This window comes from Rubripirellula tenax, assembly GCF_007860125.1.
Classification (GTDB): domain Bacteria; phylum Planctomycetota; class Planctomycetia; order Pirellulales; family Pirellulaceae; genus Rubripirellula; species Rubripirellula tenax.
On record NZ_SJPW01000004.1, the window covers coordinates 278,510 to 294,093 of the forward strand.

Here is a 15,584-nt window from a genome sequence, read left to right on the forward strand (position 1 = left end):
AAATAAGCCGAAGGACGCCACGGTTGTCGCTAGGTCTTGGCCCGAAATTTCATTGCGGCTGGACGCGAGCCCGCCGGTTTCCCCTTGGTTGGCAACATGAATTCAGTTGGCATTCTCTTCCCTGGCCAGGGTGCTCAAGCACCGGGCATGGGCGTTTGGCTTTGCAATACCCACCCGACAGCTCGTCGATTGTTTGACGAAGCTGCCGAAGTGCTCGGGTATGACCTGTTGGCACTCTGCACCGACGGTCCGCCTGAGAAACTGAATGCGACCGAGTTCAGCCAGCCCGCGTTATTCACCGTCGGGATCGCGGCGGCAAACGTGCTTCGCGAGACTCAGCCCGATCGCATCGCTGCGGTCAAAGCAACGGCCGGATTGAGTCTGGGCGAATATACGGCTGTCTGCTTTGCGGGTGGCTTGTCCTTTGCGGATGCCTTGCGTCTTGTTCAACGACGTGGCGAAGCGATGCAGGCCGCCGCCGACGCGGTCCCCAGCGGGATGGCCAGCGTGATCGGCATGGAACTGGAGGCCCTCGAAACGGTCTGTGCCAGTTGCCGTACGGGTGACGAAGTGCTGCAGCCGGCCAATCTGTTGTGCCCCGGCAATATCGCGGTATCGGGCCATTTGACGGCGATCGAGCGGCTGATTCCTGCGGCGACCGAAGCCGGCGCCATGAAGGTGATTCCGCTTTCCGTGGCGGGTGCATTCCACACGTCGCTGATGGCCCCGGCGGTCGAGAAGTTGCGGGCGGCTCTCGATGAGATGCCGATCACCGATACGACCATGCCCGTCTACAGCAACGTCGATGCCGCACCGCACACCAAAGCCGACGAGATCCGCGAGCTGCTCAGCCGCCAAGTCGTAAACCCCGTGATGTGGGAATCATCGATTCGGCGAATGCTTGACGATGGCATCGCAGGCTTTGAAGAAGTCGGCACCGGCCGGGTGCTCCGCGGGACCCTGAAGCGGATCAACCGCAAGATCGAAACTGACGGTTTCGGCGACGAGTGACCCGAGAAACAAAGTATCAATCGCCGGGCACCGTTCATGGTCCGGCCCAATGAAGCAACTCACCCAAACAACTCAATCCAGCAACCCAGTACTGAAAGAATCATGCAACTGTCACTCACCACCGACCTGAAGGGTCAAGTCGCCATCGTGACCGGTGCCTCGCAGGGTCTCGGAAAAGCGGTCGCGATCGCACTGGGGATGAACGGTGCGACGGTCGTCTGTTTGGCCCGTAACGCCGAGAAATTATCAGGCACCGTCGCCGAAATCGAAGCGGCCGGCGGCAAGGCCGAAGCCGTTTCGTGCGACGTGACCGACCGCAAAGCGGCTGCGGCGGCGATCGAGGGGGCGAACGAAAAGCATGGACGTTTGGACATTTTGGTCAATAACGCCGGAATCACCCGCGACAAATTGATGCGAGGCATGTCGGATGAAGAATGGGACGATGTGATTGCGACCAATCTGACCAGCTGTTTCGTGTGCTGCCGAACGGCGGCCGGAATCATGCGCCGCAAAAAATATGGCCGAATCATCAATATGGCCAGCATTTCGGGGCTGATCGGTAACCCCGGCCAAGCCAACTACTCGGCCAGCAAGGCGGGAATGATCGGGATGACGCGGACGATGAGCAAAGAATTGGTCAGCCGCGGCGTGACCTGCAACGCCGTCGCACCCGGTTTTATCGCCAGCGAAATGACCCAAGAATTGGGCGACGTGGTGCTGGAAGAGGTGAAAAAGCGGATTCCGGCTAAGCGAGTCGGAACGCCCGAAGACGTCGCCGCAGCCGTACTTTTCCTGGCTTCCAAGGACGCTGGGTATATCTCTGGACAAACCCTAGTCGTCGACGGCGGCATGATCGGCTAGAAACTAGGCCATAGAAGTTCATTCGTGCTGCGTATTGACGCGTTTTGCTTGTTTGACCTATCTTTTCGGCGAATGAGACTGCCCGCGACGGGCACTTAGATATTTGACGCTTCTCCCATTACCAAACCACCCTCAGCTTGCTGACCATTTTTAAAGATTGCTCATGGCTACCATCGAAGAACGTGTGATCGACATCGTTTCCGAACAACTCGGCGTCGACAAAGACAAAATCACTCGCGAAACCTCGTTTGTGAATGACCTCGGTGCCGACTCGCTCGACACCGTCGAACTGGTAATGGAACTCGAAGAAGAGTTCGATATCAGCATTCCTGACGAATCGGCAGAAAAGATTCAAAAGGTTGGCGAAGCCGTTGATTTCATCGAAGCCGCAAAAGGCGACGACGCCTAAACGTTCGATGGGTGGCCCGCCTCGAACATCGACGGCGTGCCTCTAAAGACGATACCCTTTGCCGTCCCAGAATTTCGAACCAACGCTGATGGCGTTGGCTCGCGAGGATGAGGGCGGCATTTGTTTTTTGATTGGCAAGCTCTCTCGATCTCGAAAGTAATGGCAAAGGCATACTCGATGCAAAACCAACCCCAGCGACGCATTGTGGTGACGGGTATCGGCGTCGTGACGCCACTTGGCAATGATGTCGACAATTTCTGGAGTCGATTGATTGCCGGTGAAAGTGGCGTTCATGAACTGAGTATCATGGACACCAGCCAATACAAGATCCACTTCGGTGGCGACATTCCCGACTTCAATGTCGAAGACGTCGTTGATCCGCGAGAAGCCAAACGACTCGATCGATTCACCCAGTTCGCCGTTTATGCGTCGACTCATGCGATCAAGGATTCCGGCGTCGATTTTTCGTCCATCGACTGCACCAAGTGTGGCGTGATTCTTGGGTCCGGTATCGGCGGCCTTGGCGAGATAGAAATCCAGATTGAACGCATGCTGACGAAGGGTCCCGACCGTGTCAGCCCGTTCACGATCCCAAAGATGATGGTCAACGCGGCCGGCGGGAACATTTCGATCACACACGGATTGAAAGGCCCTAACTATGCCGTCGCGACCGCGTGTGCAAGCGCCACCAATGCGATGGGCGATGCGCTGCGAAGTATCCGGTTGGGCGAAACCGACTTGGTGATCACCGGCGGAACCGAAGCCGCCATCACACGGATGGGTCTTGCCGCGTTCCAAAACATGAAAGCGTTGTCGTCTCGAAACGAGGATCCGGCAACGGCAAGTCGCCCGTTCGACGCTGATCGCGACGGATTTGTGATGGGTGAGGGCGCGGGCGTTTTGGTGTTTGAAGAACTGGAACATGCCAAGGCCCGCGGTGCAAAGATCTACGCGGAAGTTCTCGGCTATGGAACGACCAGCGACGCCGGTCACATCACGGCGCCCGATGCCGAAGGACGCGGCGCCGGTGCAGCAATGCAAGCAGCCATCGATGATGCGGGTGTTGCCTTGACGGACGTCGATTACATCAACGCGCACGGCACCAGCACGCCGCTGGGCGATAAAGCTGAAACAGCAGCGATCAAGAGAGTCTTCGGCGACCACGCCTACAAGACTTCGATCAGCAGCACGAAAAGCTCGCTCGGCCACTCGTTGGGCGCCAGCGGCGGCATCGAAGCGGTCGTCCTTTGCAAGACGATCGAGTCGTCAACGATTGCACCCACCATCAATTTGCAAACGCCCGATCCGGCTTGCGATTTGGATTACACGCCCAACGTCGCGAAGCCGAAAGACGTCAACATTGCGATGAGCAATAGCTTCGGCTTCGGCGGCCACAACGCCTGCATCGTGTTCGGAAAATACAAGTAACGTCGAATAACCCGACGTGGCGCTGTGACTCCGCTCGCGGGTCGTGAACTGCAAAGCAGTTCACCAAACATGAAGCACACCCTGCGAGCAAAGTCGCAGGGCCAAGAAGGGTCACCCGTTGGGCGCGTAGCGGCTACAATGCGGCCATGGCAAACGTCGCTCTTGATCGCACCGAATACGTTGAACAAGCGTTTCTTTACAAGCTGCTTCGCGAGCGGTTAGCCGACCAAATGCCGATGCAGGAGTTGCTAGAGCAAGCACGGTACGAACTGCTGGCAACAACGAAACTGCCGATGGCGATTGACTATCTGCTGACCGAACTGAAGCATTCGGGATTGATGGCGCCAGCGATGTACAAGCTGGGCCATTACTTCACGGCATTTCAATCGTACTTGGTGGCTCAAGCCGAAGCCGATGTCGGACGATTCACGATGGGCGCGGCTCTGCAAATTCTCGAATCGGAAGCGAACTTTCGCATCGCCGGTGGAACGCCTCAGGGCATGTTTATGTTCCAGTTTGAAGTGCTTTGCCGCAATCGCTTGAACTATGACAAGGGCCTCACCGCGATCAGTGGCGATCCGATTTTTGACACCGCGTGGACGAAGTGGATTTTGATGCTGCGGGCCCAGATCGGCTTGGTCGACTTTGCCAATCTGTTGCTGTTGGCAAGCGAAGAGTATCGCGATCGCTTGCTGGCCGCCGAAGAGTCGATCGAAAACAAGGGCCCGTTTCTGTTTGGGGCTCGCGAAGGCGTGATCGCAATCGGTAACCGTGGCAAAGACCCGCTGTTCTTGTTCGCCGCAATGCAGCGACACCTCGGTTACCCGCCTGTACCACGTCCCAAGCCACGCAACGACAACCCCGACGTCATTCCGGCGTTGATGCGACGGGTCGAGCGGCTGGAATCGCGAATCAAGCTGATGGAAGAAGAACGCCGAGGTGGAATCGACATCACGAAGTTCTACGCCAAAGGACAGGGAAGAATCCCTGAACTGGATCCCTGATGAGGCTGGTTGCGAGCGAGTCGCTAGATTTCTACTGCGAACGATGCAGTGACGCATTTTGGGCCGAGCCGCTTAATGCGATCAGCAACGTTTCATTCTTGATTGCCGCCGGCATGGCCTATCGCTTGGCGCGGCGTGAATCGCGACTGAGTGGGCCGGTGGTTGCGATGGTCGTGATGGCTGGGCTGGTGGGGCTGGGAAGCTTTGCGTTTCATACGTTTGCGACACGCGCGACTCAGGTCTTGGACATCCTGCCGATCTTCTCGTTTCAGCTCTATTTTCTTTGGCTGTATTTGCGACGACTCTTGAATTGGAACCGCGGTGCGACCGCGGCCACAAGTGTCGTTTTTCTATGTGCCAATTTCGCCATGCTGACGTTGCCGCCGTGGTTGAACGGTTCGCTGCTGTATGCACCGACGTACGTATTACTGGCTGCGATGACGGTGCATCATTTGGTTACACGGTTGGCGGCAACCCGATGGATGGTATCGCTGTTGATCGGATTGAGCTTATCACTTTGTTGTCGTACGATCGACATGGCGGTTTGTGAGTCCCTGCCGATCGGCACGCACTTTCTGTGGCACTTGATCAACGGATTTGTGATCTACGCATCGATCATGGTCGTCGTTGTCAGCATCAACGAAAAAACGCCGGCATCACTTTCGTGACACCGACGTTTTCGTTCTCGTGGATCTTCCAATCTTCCGACTAAGCACTTTTGGTCGTGGGCATTTGAAACAACTTGTTTTTGCCCGACACGACATTCTCGTCGATCGTGTAGAGCGTTCCCTCGGGCTGCTCGGGCAAGTCGTACATAATGTCCAACATGACCTCTTCCAAAATCCCTCGCAAACCACGGGCACCGACGCCCTTGTTCAGTGCTTTGCGAGCGACATAGTGAAGTGCTTCCTCGGTGAACTTCAGCTCGCAATTTTCCATTTGGAAAAGTGCTTCGTACTGTTTGATCAGCGAGTTCTTCGGCTGGGTCATCACGTTGACCAAACCTTCTTCGTCCAACGGTTGCAGGTAGCTGACCACTGGCAAACGCCCGACCAATTCGGGAATCAACCCGAACTGCAGGATGTCTTCGGTTTGCACTTGGGCCAACAATTCCGACTCGGTTTGCTCGTTCCGTTTGCTGTCGCCGCCGCCGAATCCGAGCGTCTTATGGCCCAGCCGTTTGCGGATGATGTCTTCGATCCCGACGAACGTACCGCCGACGATGAACAGGATATTACTGGTATCCATCTGGATGTACTGTTGCTCGGGATGTTTCCGTCCGCCTTGCGGTGGAACGTTGGCAACGGTGCCTTCGAGCATCTTCAGCAAGCTCTGCTGAACGCCTTCGCCCGACACGTCGCGAGTGATCGAAACATTGGCACTCGTTTTGCCAATCTTGTCGACTTCGTCGATGTAAAGGATTCCGCGCTGAGCCGCTTCGACGTCGAAGTCGGCTGCGTGCAACAGCTTCAGCAACAAGTTCTCGACGTCTTCGCCGACGTAACCCGCTTCGGTCAGCGTTGTCGCGTCACCGATGGCGAAGGGCACGTTCAGCATTCGAGCGAGCGAGCGGGCGAGCAACGTTTTACCACTGCCGGTCGGTCCGGCCAGCAGGATGTTGCTCTTTTCGATCTCCACTTCCGAGCCGCCTTCCCATTCGCTGGTCAGCCGCTTGTAGTGGTTGTGAACGGCAACGGCCAGCACGCGTTTGGCGCTGCCCTGTCCGATCACGTATTGATCCAGATGTTCAACGATACTTCGTGGCGTGGGAATATCGTTGAAGAGCGACTTGCTAGGGCCGCGCCGACGTTGTTCCTGGTCCAGAATCGATTGACATAGCTCGATGCATTCGGAACAGATGTAAACGTCACCTGGGCCTTCAACGAGCGGGCCGACGTCCCGGTAACTCTTTCGACAAAAAGAACAGAATGCGTTCTTCTTGTTGGTCGAGGTTCCGCGACGGGATGTTGTTGTTGTGGGTGGATTATCTTTCGAGGGCATACACGACTCCTGATGGTGTGTCAGCCGAATCGACCGACGGATACTGATCCGCCGACCAACACGTCCTGATCACGCGTCAAACGGTTTCGGGCCACGGCTCGAATGCTTTCCCGCAATTCCGACGACTTTCCCCCAATTGATGAACACGTGGTTCATCAAGTGAAGAGTCCGTCCCGAAATGCGGGATGGGTCATCCGTATCCTCGAAAGCTCGAGCCTACTGTGGTTCAAATTCAAAAACGATCTATGGTTTCCGAATGCATGCCCGCATGGAATTGGGAGGGCGTACAGGCGGAGGGTTGTCCTTCATCCATTCCGATCGAAGGCGATTCACCAGGGTAACGAACGTTGGGAGTCCAAGACCGGATGCGGATTAGGGAAGCATCAGACTTGGGTGTTCGGTGACGGATCGTCCGGGGAGGTTGATTCGTCGTCGGTGATCGGTTCGACGGAATGTCGCTGGGTTCTAGCTTTTATAGTTCGGATTTCTTCGTCGCTAATGTCACCTTTGCGGTGCATTTCCAGCAAGTTTGCGAGGCCTTCTGAGGGCAGCTCCTGGTCTTGGACGACATAGTCGCGATAGCTTGCCACGATATAAAATGCTGCCGATATCAGGATGCACAGAACCACTACGGCAGTTGCAGCTTGTGCCACAGTCGAAGTGAAAAAATCTGGCATAACCGTCATCTCAACAACACGTATCCGCGTCAGTCCGCTGCATCCCTGCGACAACCGAATGATAGGAGTGTCCACCAAGTTCAGTCCAGCATTTTCAGCCTGTTCCTCAGACTTTTCCCAGTTTCACGGACGTTTTCACGTTTCACGACTGAAAAACCACAAACGGGCGTTGCGATCGGGCACGTCCACGTAGATCGGGTTCCCAGCCCGACGCGCTCGACGGTGTACGGAATACCGCTCAGTCGAATACCTCAAGCGCTTCCTGAGCCGGAACGAGTCCTTCGGCACTATGGCCCTCGACTCGCACGATCGCAGTGCCCTTGTACCCACCGGTTCGCAGGGAATGGACGATCCGCGACAGAACCACTTCGCCTTGGCCGATCCTCTGGTCATCCGGAGCGCCGCTTTGCCGATCGCACAGGTAGACACATCGAAGCGCCGAAAGGTTCCGGGCCAATCGGTCACTGATCGGCATTTCGCCGGCCGCCAGCATCTCGCCAACGTCCGCCGCCAACCCCAGGCGTTCGTTCTGTTCCCCCATCCAGTGCTGGAGTCGTTCGAACTGGGCAACCGACCCGATCACGTCGCCGTGAGTGGGGCGGATTCCCATCGAAACCCTGGAACCGTCCGTTTGAGCGATCACCTGCTTGAGATGTTCGCTCAACCGTTCCAGGTCTTCTTCGTCGCTAACGAAAGCCGACGCTTCGCCCTGACCGACCGAGAACGTAAGCATCCCCGCGTTGATCTCGTCAGCGATACCGACCCACCGCTCAATCCAGATCCTGGCCGAGCCGCAGACCGATGCGTCAGCCGCAATCAGCGACGGGCCGCGAGGTGAGTACACATCGTGCAGATACAGTCCGTCCAAGTCGATCACCAATCGCATCGAATGACGGTCGATTGCATCGGAGATTCTAAGCAAGTGCTGAGAAAACCCCGCAACATCGGGATGGAAGTACGCGGCGTGTGGACGGATGGCGACTGCCGCATAGCCCAAATGCGCGAGCTCACCAATCGCTGTGGCCGGGTCGTGCAGCGACAGTCCGGATAGATGGTACCCCGATATCATCAGGTCACCCGAAATTTGGTGGCTAAAACGATCGATGGAATCACCAGTGCAAAAATCACCAACGCCCAAACAGGTCCAGCGCCCAGGTACGCATACGCAGCCGCCAACGGGATGATCGATAGGATGCCGATGCGAATCGCAATCTGGATCTTCGCAGGCGCGGGATCACGAACGGCGCGGAATGCGCGAATGATGACCGGAAAGGCGACCATTCCGATCAATAGCGGAAACGTGTCCCGTGGCGAAACGTTCCAATCGACGATGGCACCGCGAGCCAACTGGGGCGCAAAGGCTAACAGCACACACCCCAACACCGTCACGATCCAACCCATCGGTAAATTGTGCGACGGTCCGCCGACGGCTTCACGACGGGCCATCGTGGTCAGCCCCATGATGTAGACGCCGAACCCCATCGCGATTCCGAGCAAGTATTTGGGAATCAATGGTTGGCCGTCAACAACTGCCAAGCAGGGCGACGCGCCCAGCAAAAAACTGAGGACTCGACAGGCTCCCATTGCCATCGGTGCCGCGGGCGTTTTCTTCAGCGGTCCGTCGTATGCCACGATCATGATCGCCAGCGCCACCGAAATTGCTGCTGGCAACCACGTCATTGGATACTCCGATCCGCCGGGCAAGTAACCACTGATGGACCCGATCACGACACCGGCCGCAAGCAACAACCACCCGGCGACGCGGGCTCGAGTCATGCAAATCTTGCCGGCCGCCAACGGACGCGTTGACCGCTGGGCCTTATCTTGTTCGACGTCGAAAACGTCGTTCAAGATCATGCCGGCCCAATAAAAAGCGACACCTGCCACAAGCACAGCCACGAATCGAGCGATCGGTTGGGGGCCATGGGCGACCAACAGAAAAGCCGCACCGACATCGGCCAGCACTGTAAAAACGTTCGGCAATCGGACCAATTGGGCCCAATCGACAAGAGAACCACGATGCGACGTTGTGGGAAAATCAGGTGATGACAAGGGAGAGCAAACGACTGTGAGGACACGGGAAAACGGTGTCACCAGTCTAGCAGGCAATCAGCCAATCGTTTGCAGCGAGGTGAATGGATACAAATAGCATTCTTCGAACGCGCATACTGCGAATGAATCGGGCAACCCGATGTGGACCCCACGACTCCGCTCGCGGGATGTGAACTGCAAAGCAGTTCAGAAATTTAACGTATACCCTGCGAACGGAGTCGCAGGGCCACGAAGGGTGACCCGATGTGGCCGGCGACAACCTGTCACCGCTTGCCAGGAATAGCAAGCAGTGCATGAGGATGATCCGGCAATCCGCCGGTCAGTTGGCTACGAAGTTGCCATGTCCTTTTTGCGCCGCCGTGCACCAACGACACCGACACCGACAAGTCCAAGCGTAGCAAAGATCGCCAAACTTGTTGGCTCGGGCACAGCTCCATTGTTCGGATCGATAACTTGGCCGATGTCGCCGATGGTCATGTCATCAAATCCCCAGACGTCACCGGTACCCCCATTATTGCCAAACGCAATACTGCTGTACGAATCGGTGTCGCTAATGAACCCGAAGAAGATCAAATTGTCACTTTGGAATGTTGTGGTGTTGTTACCAACAGGAACGGTCAAGGTTTCGGTCGTTCCATTGGTCAGCGTCAAAACGACATCGCCACCACCTGAGTCGCCCAAGTCGGTGCCGTAAAAACCAAATGCCGCGATCGGGCTGTCAAAGTTGATTGCAAATTCGTTGGGGTCGGTGGAGGTACTCGTCCGCAGGTACCTGGTTCCGGACGTCGGGTACGCACCAGCTGAGTTGGTGCTTCTCACCTCAAAGCTTGAAGTGCTTGTCAGCGTTGCGGTAATGTTGCCAGTCGTTCCGGGGAACGTTAAGGGAGTCGAATTCGATGTCCCCAGGGCAATCCCTTCAAAGTCTTCGGTGCCTACACCGGTCAAACCGGCTAGGAAGTTGCCGCGTGCCGTTGCGGCATTGCCGCCCGCTGGCACAGTCCCGAATGGGCTTGAGTCAACACCAAAGAACGACATGATCCCAGCATTGGCAGGCTGCTGCATCAAACAGAGAGCGACAGCCCCCATTAGCAATACTACTTTTCTTCTCATCACAAATCCCCTTTCGAAGGAATACAGATCCCCTTTCGAAGGAATACAGATTCGTTGAGCATCCGTTCCGTATTGGAGGCACACTCCCCCCCGTCCTGGGACCTGCCGGGATTTGAATCCGTTTGACTCTCGTGGTCAAGCCTTCCAACGACAAAATCGATACCTTTCACCCAATCCGCCCCAGTCACCTGAACTGCCACTGTGGGAGACGTCGACTCACCGTTCGCGAAATCGCTGAACATCTGGATACATGGAGAAAAATGGAAACTTCTCAGCCGTGTGGTGCTGCGTTGCAACAAAAAAAGAGGCCATCCGCATCTGAATATCCACGACCTGGGCCGCCCCATCTCTGCCAGAAACCCGCGGCGCCACTAACCCCCCCTGGTTAAAAAACGCAGTGGAGCCTGCGCCCCGAATGATGCTGGATTCAGCCTTCGAAATCGAACACACTTAATTTCCCGCCAATCTGCCAAAGGCAATGTCGACGGGCCGATTTGCCTCCCACATGAATCCGAAAGCCAAATCATGCGATTATTCAACCTTTGTCACGCCGTCTGTCTGCGATCGCTCGTCGTGCCGCTACTTGCCGGACTCGTTTTCGCATTGCCGGCGCAGGCCGAAATCTGGATTGACACGACCGGCAGTTTCAAGATTGATGCTGAGTACGAACGCGTCGATGGCGCCAGTGTCGTGCTGCGCAAAGCCGACGGACAAACGATTGCGGTTCCGATCAATCGACTCAGCGAAGCGAGCCGCGCTCGAGCGAAAGAGTTGTTCGAGAACGCCAAGTCCGGCGGTTCTAAGGCGCCGATCAATTTGGCGACAAACTCTGCGTCGGGAGGATCCAGCTATCAACCCACCAATCAGTTCGCGAATATTGTCGCGCCCTCAGCGCCCGACATTGGACAAATGGAACCGTTTCCTAGTAGCCCAAAACTGCAACAGCAATTCGACTACATGAAAACGCAGGTGATGAACGGGCATCTGGAAGTGTTCTGGTATAGCCTTCCTGACGACGTGCGAACGGAGATCGACAGCCAAGAGTTCCGCGATCTGTATCGGCCGATGTTAAAAAACTATGCCGATCAAAATGCTCCGATGGAAACGATGACTGCGAAGTTGCTGGAAGTTCTAACCACGAAGAAAGACTTCGTGCTTGGTTCGTCATTACTCGCTAGCCTGCCACCGGACGCGCTGCCGATGCTTCAACAAGGATACGATCCAGGCGTTGGATTGATGTACGAGTGGATGTCGCTTTCTAAGGGTTTTGAATCGATTCCCGATACCACCTTCACCCAACTCGCCAACTATCACCTGCCGCGACTAGGCGCACACGCGAAAGAATTGCTGCCGCTCGCGCCGGCCGGTTCCGTTGATGGATTACTGAGCCAAGTGATCATCGAACAAACCAGCGCGACCGCGGGGACGATCACCGCGCCGAAACAAAACGGCGAGACCGAGACTGTCGACGTGGTACTTCACGAAGGACGTTGGTTGCCAAGTGAGTTCGTCGATGTGCTGATCACCAACAAAGGCAACCTGGTTCAAAAAGCAAAAGAGTCGGCAACTGAGTTCGAGAAAGTCATGAGCCCAGCAAGTCAGGCACAGACGGCCGCGTTGTTGGAAACCATTTCAGCCCCCGTCAACGCAGCTCTCGACAGTCTGCTGGCAGCCAACAACCAACAGGAGTTCGATCAGGCCGCCATGGGAATGGTCCAACAAGCCATGATGATTGCCGCTGGCATGGGCGGCGCAAACGCAGCGCCCCCCGGACCACCCGCAGGATTCTAAAGGACCGTGGCGTCAATCGTCGGCTCGGGTTCCGAGCCGGGGTAGTCGACAACGAAGAACGGGAAGAACTGTCGGCGCTGTATCCCGAAAAATTGCTGGATTTGAAGACGCATTTGTTGAGTGAAATTGATTCACTGCGTCCTGATTTGGATGCGGTTGCGGCGGATCAACTAACGACGAAAAGCACCGCGAAGCCTTAGTCGATCACGACTTGGCGCGGCGGGTACGACGGCGAGTGCACTTCGTGAACCGTCCCGTCGATGCTTTCGACCACATAGACGCCGCCAATCCGAGCGTTGAACGTCGCGGCTTTACCCGGCTCGATGCGGGTGACGCGGCCTCGGCGGCCCGTCGGTGTGATCGGAAACGCCATCAATGTGGTTTCGGTTTGATTGTTCAATTGCAATTCGGCGGGCCATCGCCCGGGACTGGGGTCGGAGTGAATCGCGGGTGTCATGACCAGTCCCTTGCGGGGATGCGATTGAAGCAATTGCTTCGTCAGTTGATCGACCAACTCTTTCGGCGCGGTGGTAGCGATGTTCTCGCTTTCAACATCGCCGGATCGATGATCGTAAAGTTCACGATCAGTGACGAGGCCCGTTTCAAAATCCCGCCATTCGATGAACCGATACTCGTCGGTCCGCATGGAGTAGCCCATGTATTGGCCGCCGTTGAAACTTCGGTAGTACTGGCTGGTCGCCGATTCACGCACCGACGCCACCGCATCGTTCAAAATGGGAACAAGGCTGTTGCCATCCGTAAAACTTGGCGTTTCTAGTCCAGCCATTTCACAGAGCGTCGGGTAAAGATCCAACAGCTCGGCCAGTTGGTCGGTCGATTGCCCGGCCGCCGGCAAGTTTGGTCCGGCAATGATCAATGGCACGCGCGCGTCGATTTCGTAGTTGGTCATTTTCCCCCAACCTCGGCTCTCGCCGAGCTTCCATCCGTGGTCGCTCCACAGGACCACAATGGTTTTGTCGGCAAGGCCTTCGTCTTCCAGCGCGTCGAGCAGTCGTCCGATTTGCGCATCGACGTAGCTGACGCAGGCGTAGTAGCCATGAATTAATTGCCGACGTTGTTCGATCGAAAGCTCGGATTCATCCCAGGGTTTGGGCATGTCGATCAAGTCAACGTAGTGGGACAATTCGCTGTTGTTGGTTGGCGCGTACGGCGGCGTGTTCGGGATCACGTGTTGGTTTTCGAGCACGGGCAACTTGGATGGATCGTGCATGTCCCAGTATTTTTTCGGTGCGACCCAGGCCAAGTGAGGACGGATGTAACCCATCGCCAAAAAGAACGGTTCGTCCTGCTTGCCGAGTCGCCGCAGGTCTTCGATGGCCATGTCGGTGCGAGCCCCATCGAGCAATTGATTGTCCGGCAGATCGGGCGAAGCGGTGCTGGGGCTTCGCAAATTGTTCTTCCGCCAATCGTTCGCGGGCAGTTCTTTCATCGCTGCCTGCACGGTCTCGCGAGTGCCATCGGGATAGGCCGAAGGAAGCGACGGAAGATCTCGAATCGGCTCACTCCATGATTGCGGATCCGGCGTGGGGTTGTGATAGATCTTGCCATGGCTGACCGCTGTGTAGCCGAACTTGCGAAACCATTGCGGCAATGTGACGGCGTCCGGTTTGGCTTCGCGAAAATGGATCGGCAGTGTCCAAACACCCAAATTGTCGGGACACAGACCCGTCATCAAACTCGCGCGAGAAGGATTGCAAACCGCCACTTGGCAGTAAGCCCGATTAAACTTCACACCACGTGCCGCCAACGCATCCATGTGCGGCGTGATCGCGTCGAGATCGCCGTAACAACCCATCGACGGCCGCAAGTCGTCGACAGCGATGAACAAGACATTGGGTCGATCGGTTGAAGAGGCTTCAGATGTCGTTTCCGAATTGGGTTCAATGGCAACCAGCGTTTCGGTGGTCCGAACGTACAGGACTCCGCCGGAAATTGCGGGTGTCGCAAAGCACGGATGGTTCATTTCGTTCTTTGCCAGGATCTTGAATTCCGGTCCGGCTTGGACGACGTAAACCTTGCCATCTTCCGAAGGACAATAGACTTTGTCATCGGCAGCGACCAACGACGCCGTGATCGAGGCTCCGCTACCCAAACGTTCTTCGTAAATCTTCTCGCCGGTTTCGGCATCAAAGCACCGAACCAAGCCATTCGTATTTCCCAGATACAGATAGTCGCCCCAAACAACAGGAGTGGCCATGTAACTGCCGCCCCGGTCGACTTTCCACACAACACGATGGTCGGGATCTGAGTCGCTCAAGTTGCCGCGGGCACTCGTTGAAATGGCATAGATTGGTGATGGTCCGCCATGCGAGTTGGTGATATAGATTCGACCTTCGTTGACAAATGGCGTCGGCGTTGGATTGTCGCCACCGCCTTCGATCCGCCAAACTTCCTCGCCGTTTTCAAGGTCATACGAAACGATCCACGGCCAACCGTTGACGACGACTTGAGTCCCATCGTCGCCTTGGTGAATCAGGGCCGTACCCCAACTGCGTTCGCAATCGCCTTGACGCGATTTCCGCCAAAGTTCTTCTCCATCGGATAGTCGCAACGACACCACGTAGGGATCGTCGGGCGCGTCGCAGACCAGCACGATTTGGTTGCCATGAATGGCAGGGGAACTGGCGTAACCCCATCCGATGTCGTACTTGCTGACGTCGATCACGCCAAAGTCACGTTGCCATAACAGGTTGCCGTCGTGATCGTAACAGTACAGTCCCTCGGAACCGAAGAACGCCACCACGTGATCTGCGTCGGCTGCGATGGTGCTATTGGCATGAGTGGCTTTGGCATGACGCGTTGCTTTGGGTGATCCCGTGTGAGCGGCCTTGCGCCACAATTCTTTGCCGGTTGTTTTTTCATAACACAACACCCACCAAGTCTGCTCGCCGTTGTCATCAGCCGCTTGGATGTCGCCGTTTCGTCCGACGTTCAGCGGTGCGTCGCCGCTTGCGGGCACGGCAGTCGCCAAAAAGATCTTATTGCCAATGATCGTCGGGCTGCTGTGACCTAATCCAGGCACGGCGACATTCCAAACAACGGCGGCGTCGGACGGGTCGGTGACGTCCCATGATTCGGCGGTTTTTTTTTCCGTAGCGATCCCACGCCCGCCTGGCCCGCGAAATCCGGGCCAGTCGTTTGTCTCTTTCGCGAATCCTTGGCTCACCAGGAACGCCGTCAGAACCAGAGTGGTCATTCGGGCAAGTATTCTTGTCATGA

13 protein-coding genes are annotated in these 15,584 nt (G+C 56.3%); 7 read left to right on the forward strand and 6 right to left on the reverse strand.

Features of this window, described 5'->3' with window-relative positions; translation table 11 throughout:
* Window positions 1-96 precede the first annotated feature (96 nt).
* The 6 genes from fabD to Poly51_RS15605 all read left to right on the forward strand — a co-directional run bounded on the left by fabD (window position 97) and on the right by Poly51_RS15605 (window position 5,381).
* Window positions 97-1,011 (forward strand): ACP S-malonyltransferase, encoded by a 915-nt coding sequence (fabD, locus tag Poly51_RS15580; RefSeq protein ID WP_186775587.1) that lies wholly within the window; start codon window positions 97-99, stop codon window positions 1,009-1,011.
* Between the two features lie 102 nt (window positions 1,012-1,113).
* Complete coding sequence (gene fabG, locus Poly51_RS15585) at window positions 1,114-1,872, forward strand: 3-oxoacyl-[acyl-carrier-protein] reductase (protein ID WP_146458727.1); 759 nt, start codon at window positions 1,114-1,116, stop codon at window positions 1,870-1,872.
* 163 nt (window positions 1,873-2,035) lie between these two features.
* Window positions 2,036-2,281 carry an acyl carrier protein gene (gene acpP / locus Poly51_RS15590; RefSeq protein ID WP_145168801.1) on the forward strand — a complete coding sequence of 82 codons (246 nt, stop codon included), beginning with the start codon at window positions 2,036-2,038 and terminating at the stop codon, window positions 2,279-2,281.
* Window positions 2,282-2,440: 159 nt separating this feature from the next.
* Window positions 2,441-3,709 (forward strand): beta-ketoacyl-ACP synthase II, encoded by a 1,269-nt coding sequence (fabF, locus tag Poly51_RS15595; protein ID WP_246114537.1) that lies wholly within the window; start codon window positions 2,441-2,443, stop codon window positions 3,707-3,709.
* Between the two features lie 146 nt (window positions 3,710-3,855).
* A complete protein-coding gene (locus Poly51_RS15600; protein ID WP_146458728.1) occupies window positions 3,856-4,713 on the forward strand; it encodes a hypothetical protein in 858 nt (285 codons plus the stop codon).
* Window positions 4,713-5,381 carry a ceramidase domain-containing protein gene (locus tag Poly51_RS15605; RefSeq protein WP_146458729.1) on the forward strand — a complete coding sequence of 223 codons (669 nt, stop codon included), beginning with the start codon at window positions 4,713-4,715 and terminating at the stop codon, window positions 5,379-5,381. Before Poly51_RS15600 ends, Poly51_RS15605 begins: the two co-directional genes overlap by 1 nt.
* A gap of 40 nt (window positions 5,382-5,421) precedes the next feature.
* On the opposite strand, the gene clpX is transcribed toward Poly51_RS15605, so the two are convergent.
* From clpX to Poly51_RS15630, 5 genes are all read right to left on the reverse strand, one after another.
* Window positions 5,422-6,714 (reverse strand): ATP-dependent Clp protease ATP-binding subunit ClpX, encoded by a 1,293-nt coding sequence (clpX, locus tag Poly51_RS15610; RefSeq protein ID WP_146458730.1) that lies wholly within the window; start codon window positions 6,712-6,714, stop codon window positions 5,422-5,424.
* Window positions 6,715-7,097: 383 nt separating this feature from the next.
* The gene (locus Poly51_RS15615; protein WP_146458731.1) at window positions 7,098-7,466 is read right to left on the reverse strand and encodes a hypothetical protein; all 369 of its coding nucleotides are present in this window, start codon (window positions 7,464-7,466) and stop codon (window positions 7,098-7,100) included.
* Window positions 7,467-7,629: 163 nt separating this feature from the next.
* Window positions 7,630-8,460, reverse strand: a complete 831-nt coding sequence (locus Poly51_RS15620; RefSeq protein ID WP_146458732.1) for a TIM barrel protein — start codon at window positions 8,458-8,460, stop codon at window positions 7,630-7,632.
* Window positions 8,460-9,443 carry a UbiA family prenyltransferase gene (locus tag Poly51_RS15625; protein WP_186775588.1) on the reverse strand — a complete coding sequence of 328 codons (984 nt, stop codon included), beginning with the start codon at window positions 9,441-9,443 and terminating at the stop codon, window positions 8,460-8,462. The genes Poly51_RS15620 and Poly51_RS15625 overlap by 1 nt, the downstream gene beginning before the upstream one ends.
* Window positions 9,444-9,770: 327 nt before the next feature.
* Window positions 9,771-10,553: a PEP-CTERM sorting domain-containing protein gene (locus Poly51_RS15630; protein WP_146458734.1), complete on the reverse strand. Its 783-nt coding sequence runs from the start codon at window positions 10,551-10,553 to the stop codon at window positions 9,771-9,773.
* Window positions 10,554-11,078: 525 nt separating this feature from the next.
* Here Poly51_RS15630 and Poly51_RS15635 point away from each other — a divergent pair.
* Window positions 11,079-12,344, forward strand: coding sequence for an SHD1 domain-containing protein (locus Poly51_RS15635; RefSeq protein ID WP_146458735.1), 1,266 nt, complete (start codon window positions 11,079-11,081; stop codon window positions 12,342-12,344).
* Between the two features lie 196 nt (window positions 12,345-12,540).
* Here Poly51_RS15635 and Poly51_RS31320 read toward each other — a convergent pair whose 3' ends face one another.
* Entirely contained in the window at window positions 12,541-15,582 is a 3,042-nt protein-coding gene (locus Poly51_RS31320) for a sulfatase-like hydrolase/transferase (RefSeq protein WP_246114538.1), read from the reverse strand.
* Window positions 15,583-15,584 lie beyond the last annotated feature (2 nt).

Bases quoted from the DNA above. Each gene is read 5' to 3' on its own strand.
- fabG (WP_146458727.1), top strand. From the start codon at position 1,114: ATGCAACTGTCACTCACCACCGACCTGAAGGGTCAAGTCGCCATCGTG.
- Poly51_RS15630 (WP_146458734.1), bottom strand. From the start codon at position 10,553: ATGAGAAGAAAAGTAGTATTGCTAATGGGGGCTGTCGCTCTCTGTTTG.
- Poly51_RS15600 (WP_146458728.1), top strand. From the start codon at position 3,856: ATGGCAAACGTCGCTCTTGATCGCACCGAATACGTTGAACAAGCGTTT.
- fabD (WP_186775587.1), top strand. From the start codon at position 97: ATGAATTCAGTTGGCATTCTCTTCCCTGGCCAGGGTGCTCAAGCACCG.
- Poly51_RS15605 (WP_146458729.1), top strand. From the start codon at position 4,713: ATGAGGCTGGTTGCGAGCGAGTCGCTAGATTTCTACTGCGAACGATGC.
- Poly51_RS31320 (WP_246114538.1), bottom strand. From the start codon at position 15,582: ATGACAAGAATACTTGCCCGAATGACCACTCTGGTTCTGACGGCGTTC.
- Poly51_RS15635 (WP_146458735.1), top strand. From the start codon at position 11,079: ATGCGATTATTCAACCTTTGTCACGCCGTCTGTCTGCGATCGCTCGTC.
- acpP (WP_145168801.1), top strand. From the start codon at position 2,036: ATGGCTACCATCGAAGAACGTGTGATCGACATCGTTTCCGAACAACTC.
- clpX (WP_146458730.1), bottom strand. From the start codon at position 6,714: ATGCCCTCGAAAGATAATCCACCCACAACAACAACATCCCGTCGCGGA.
- Poly51_RS15620 (WP_146458732.1), bottom strand. From the start codon at position 8,460: ATGATATCGGGGTACCATCTATCCGGACTGTCGCTGCACGACCCGGCC.
- fabF (WP_246114537.1), top strand. From the start codon at position 2,441: ATGGCAAAGGCATACTCGATGCAAAACCAACCCCAGCGACGCATTGTG.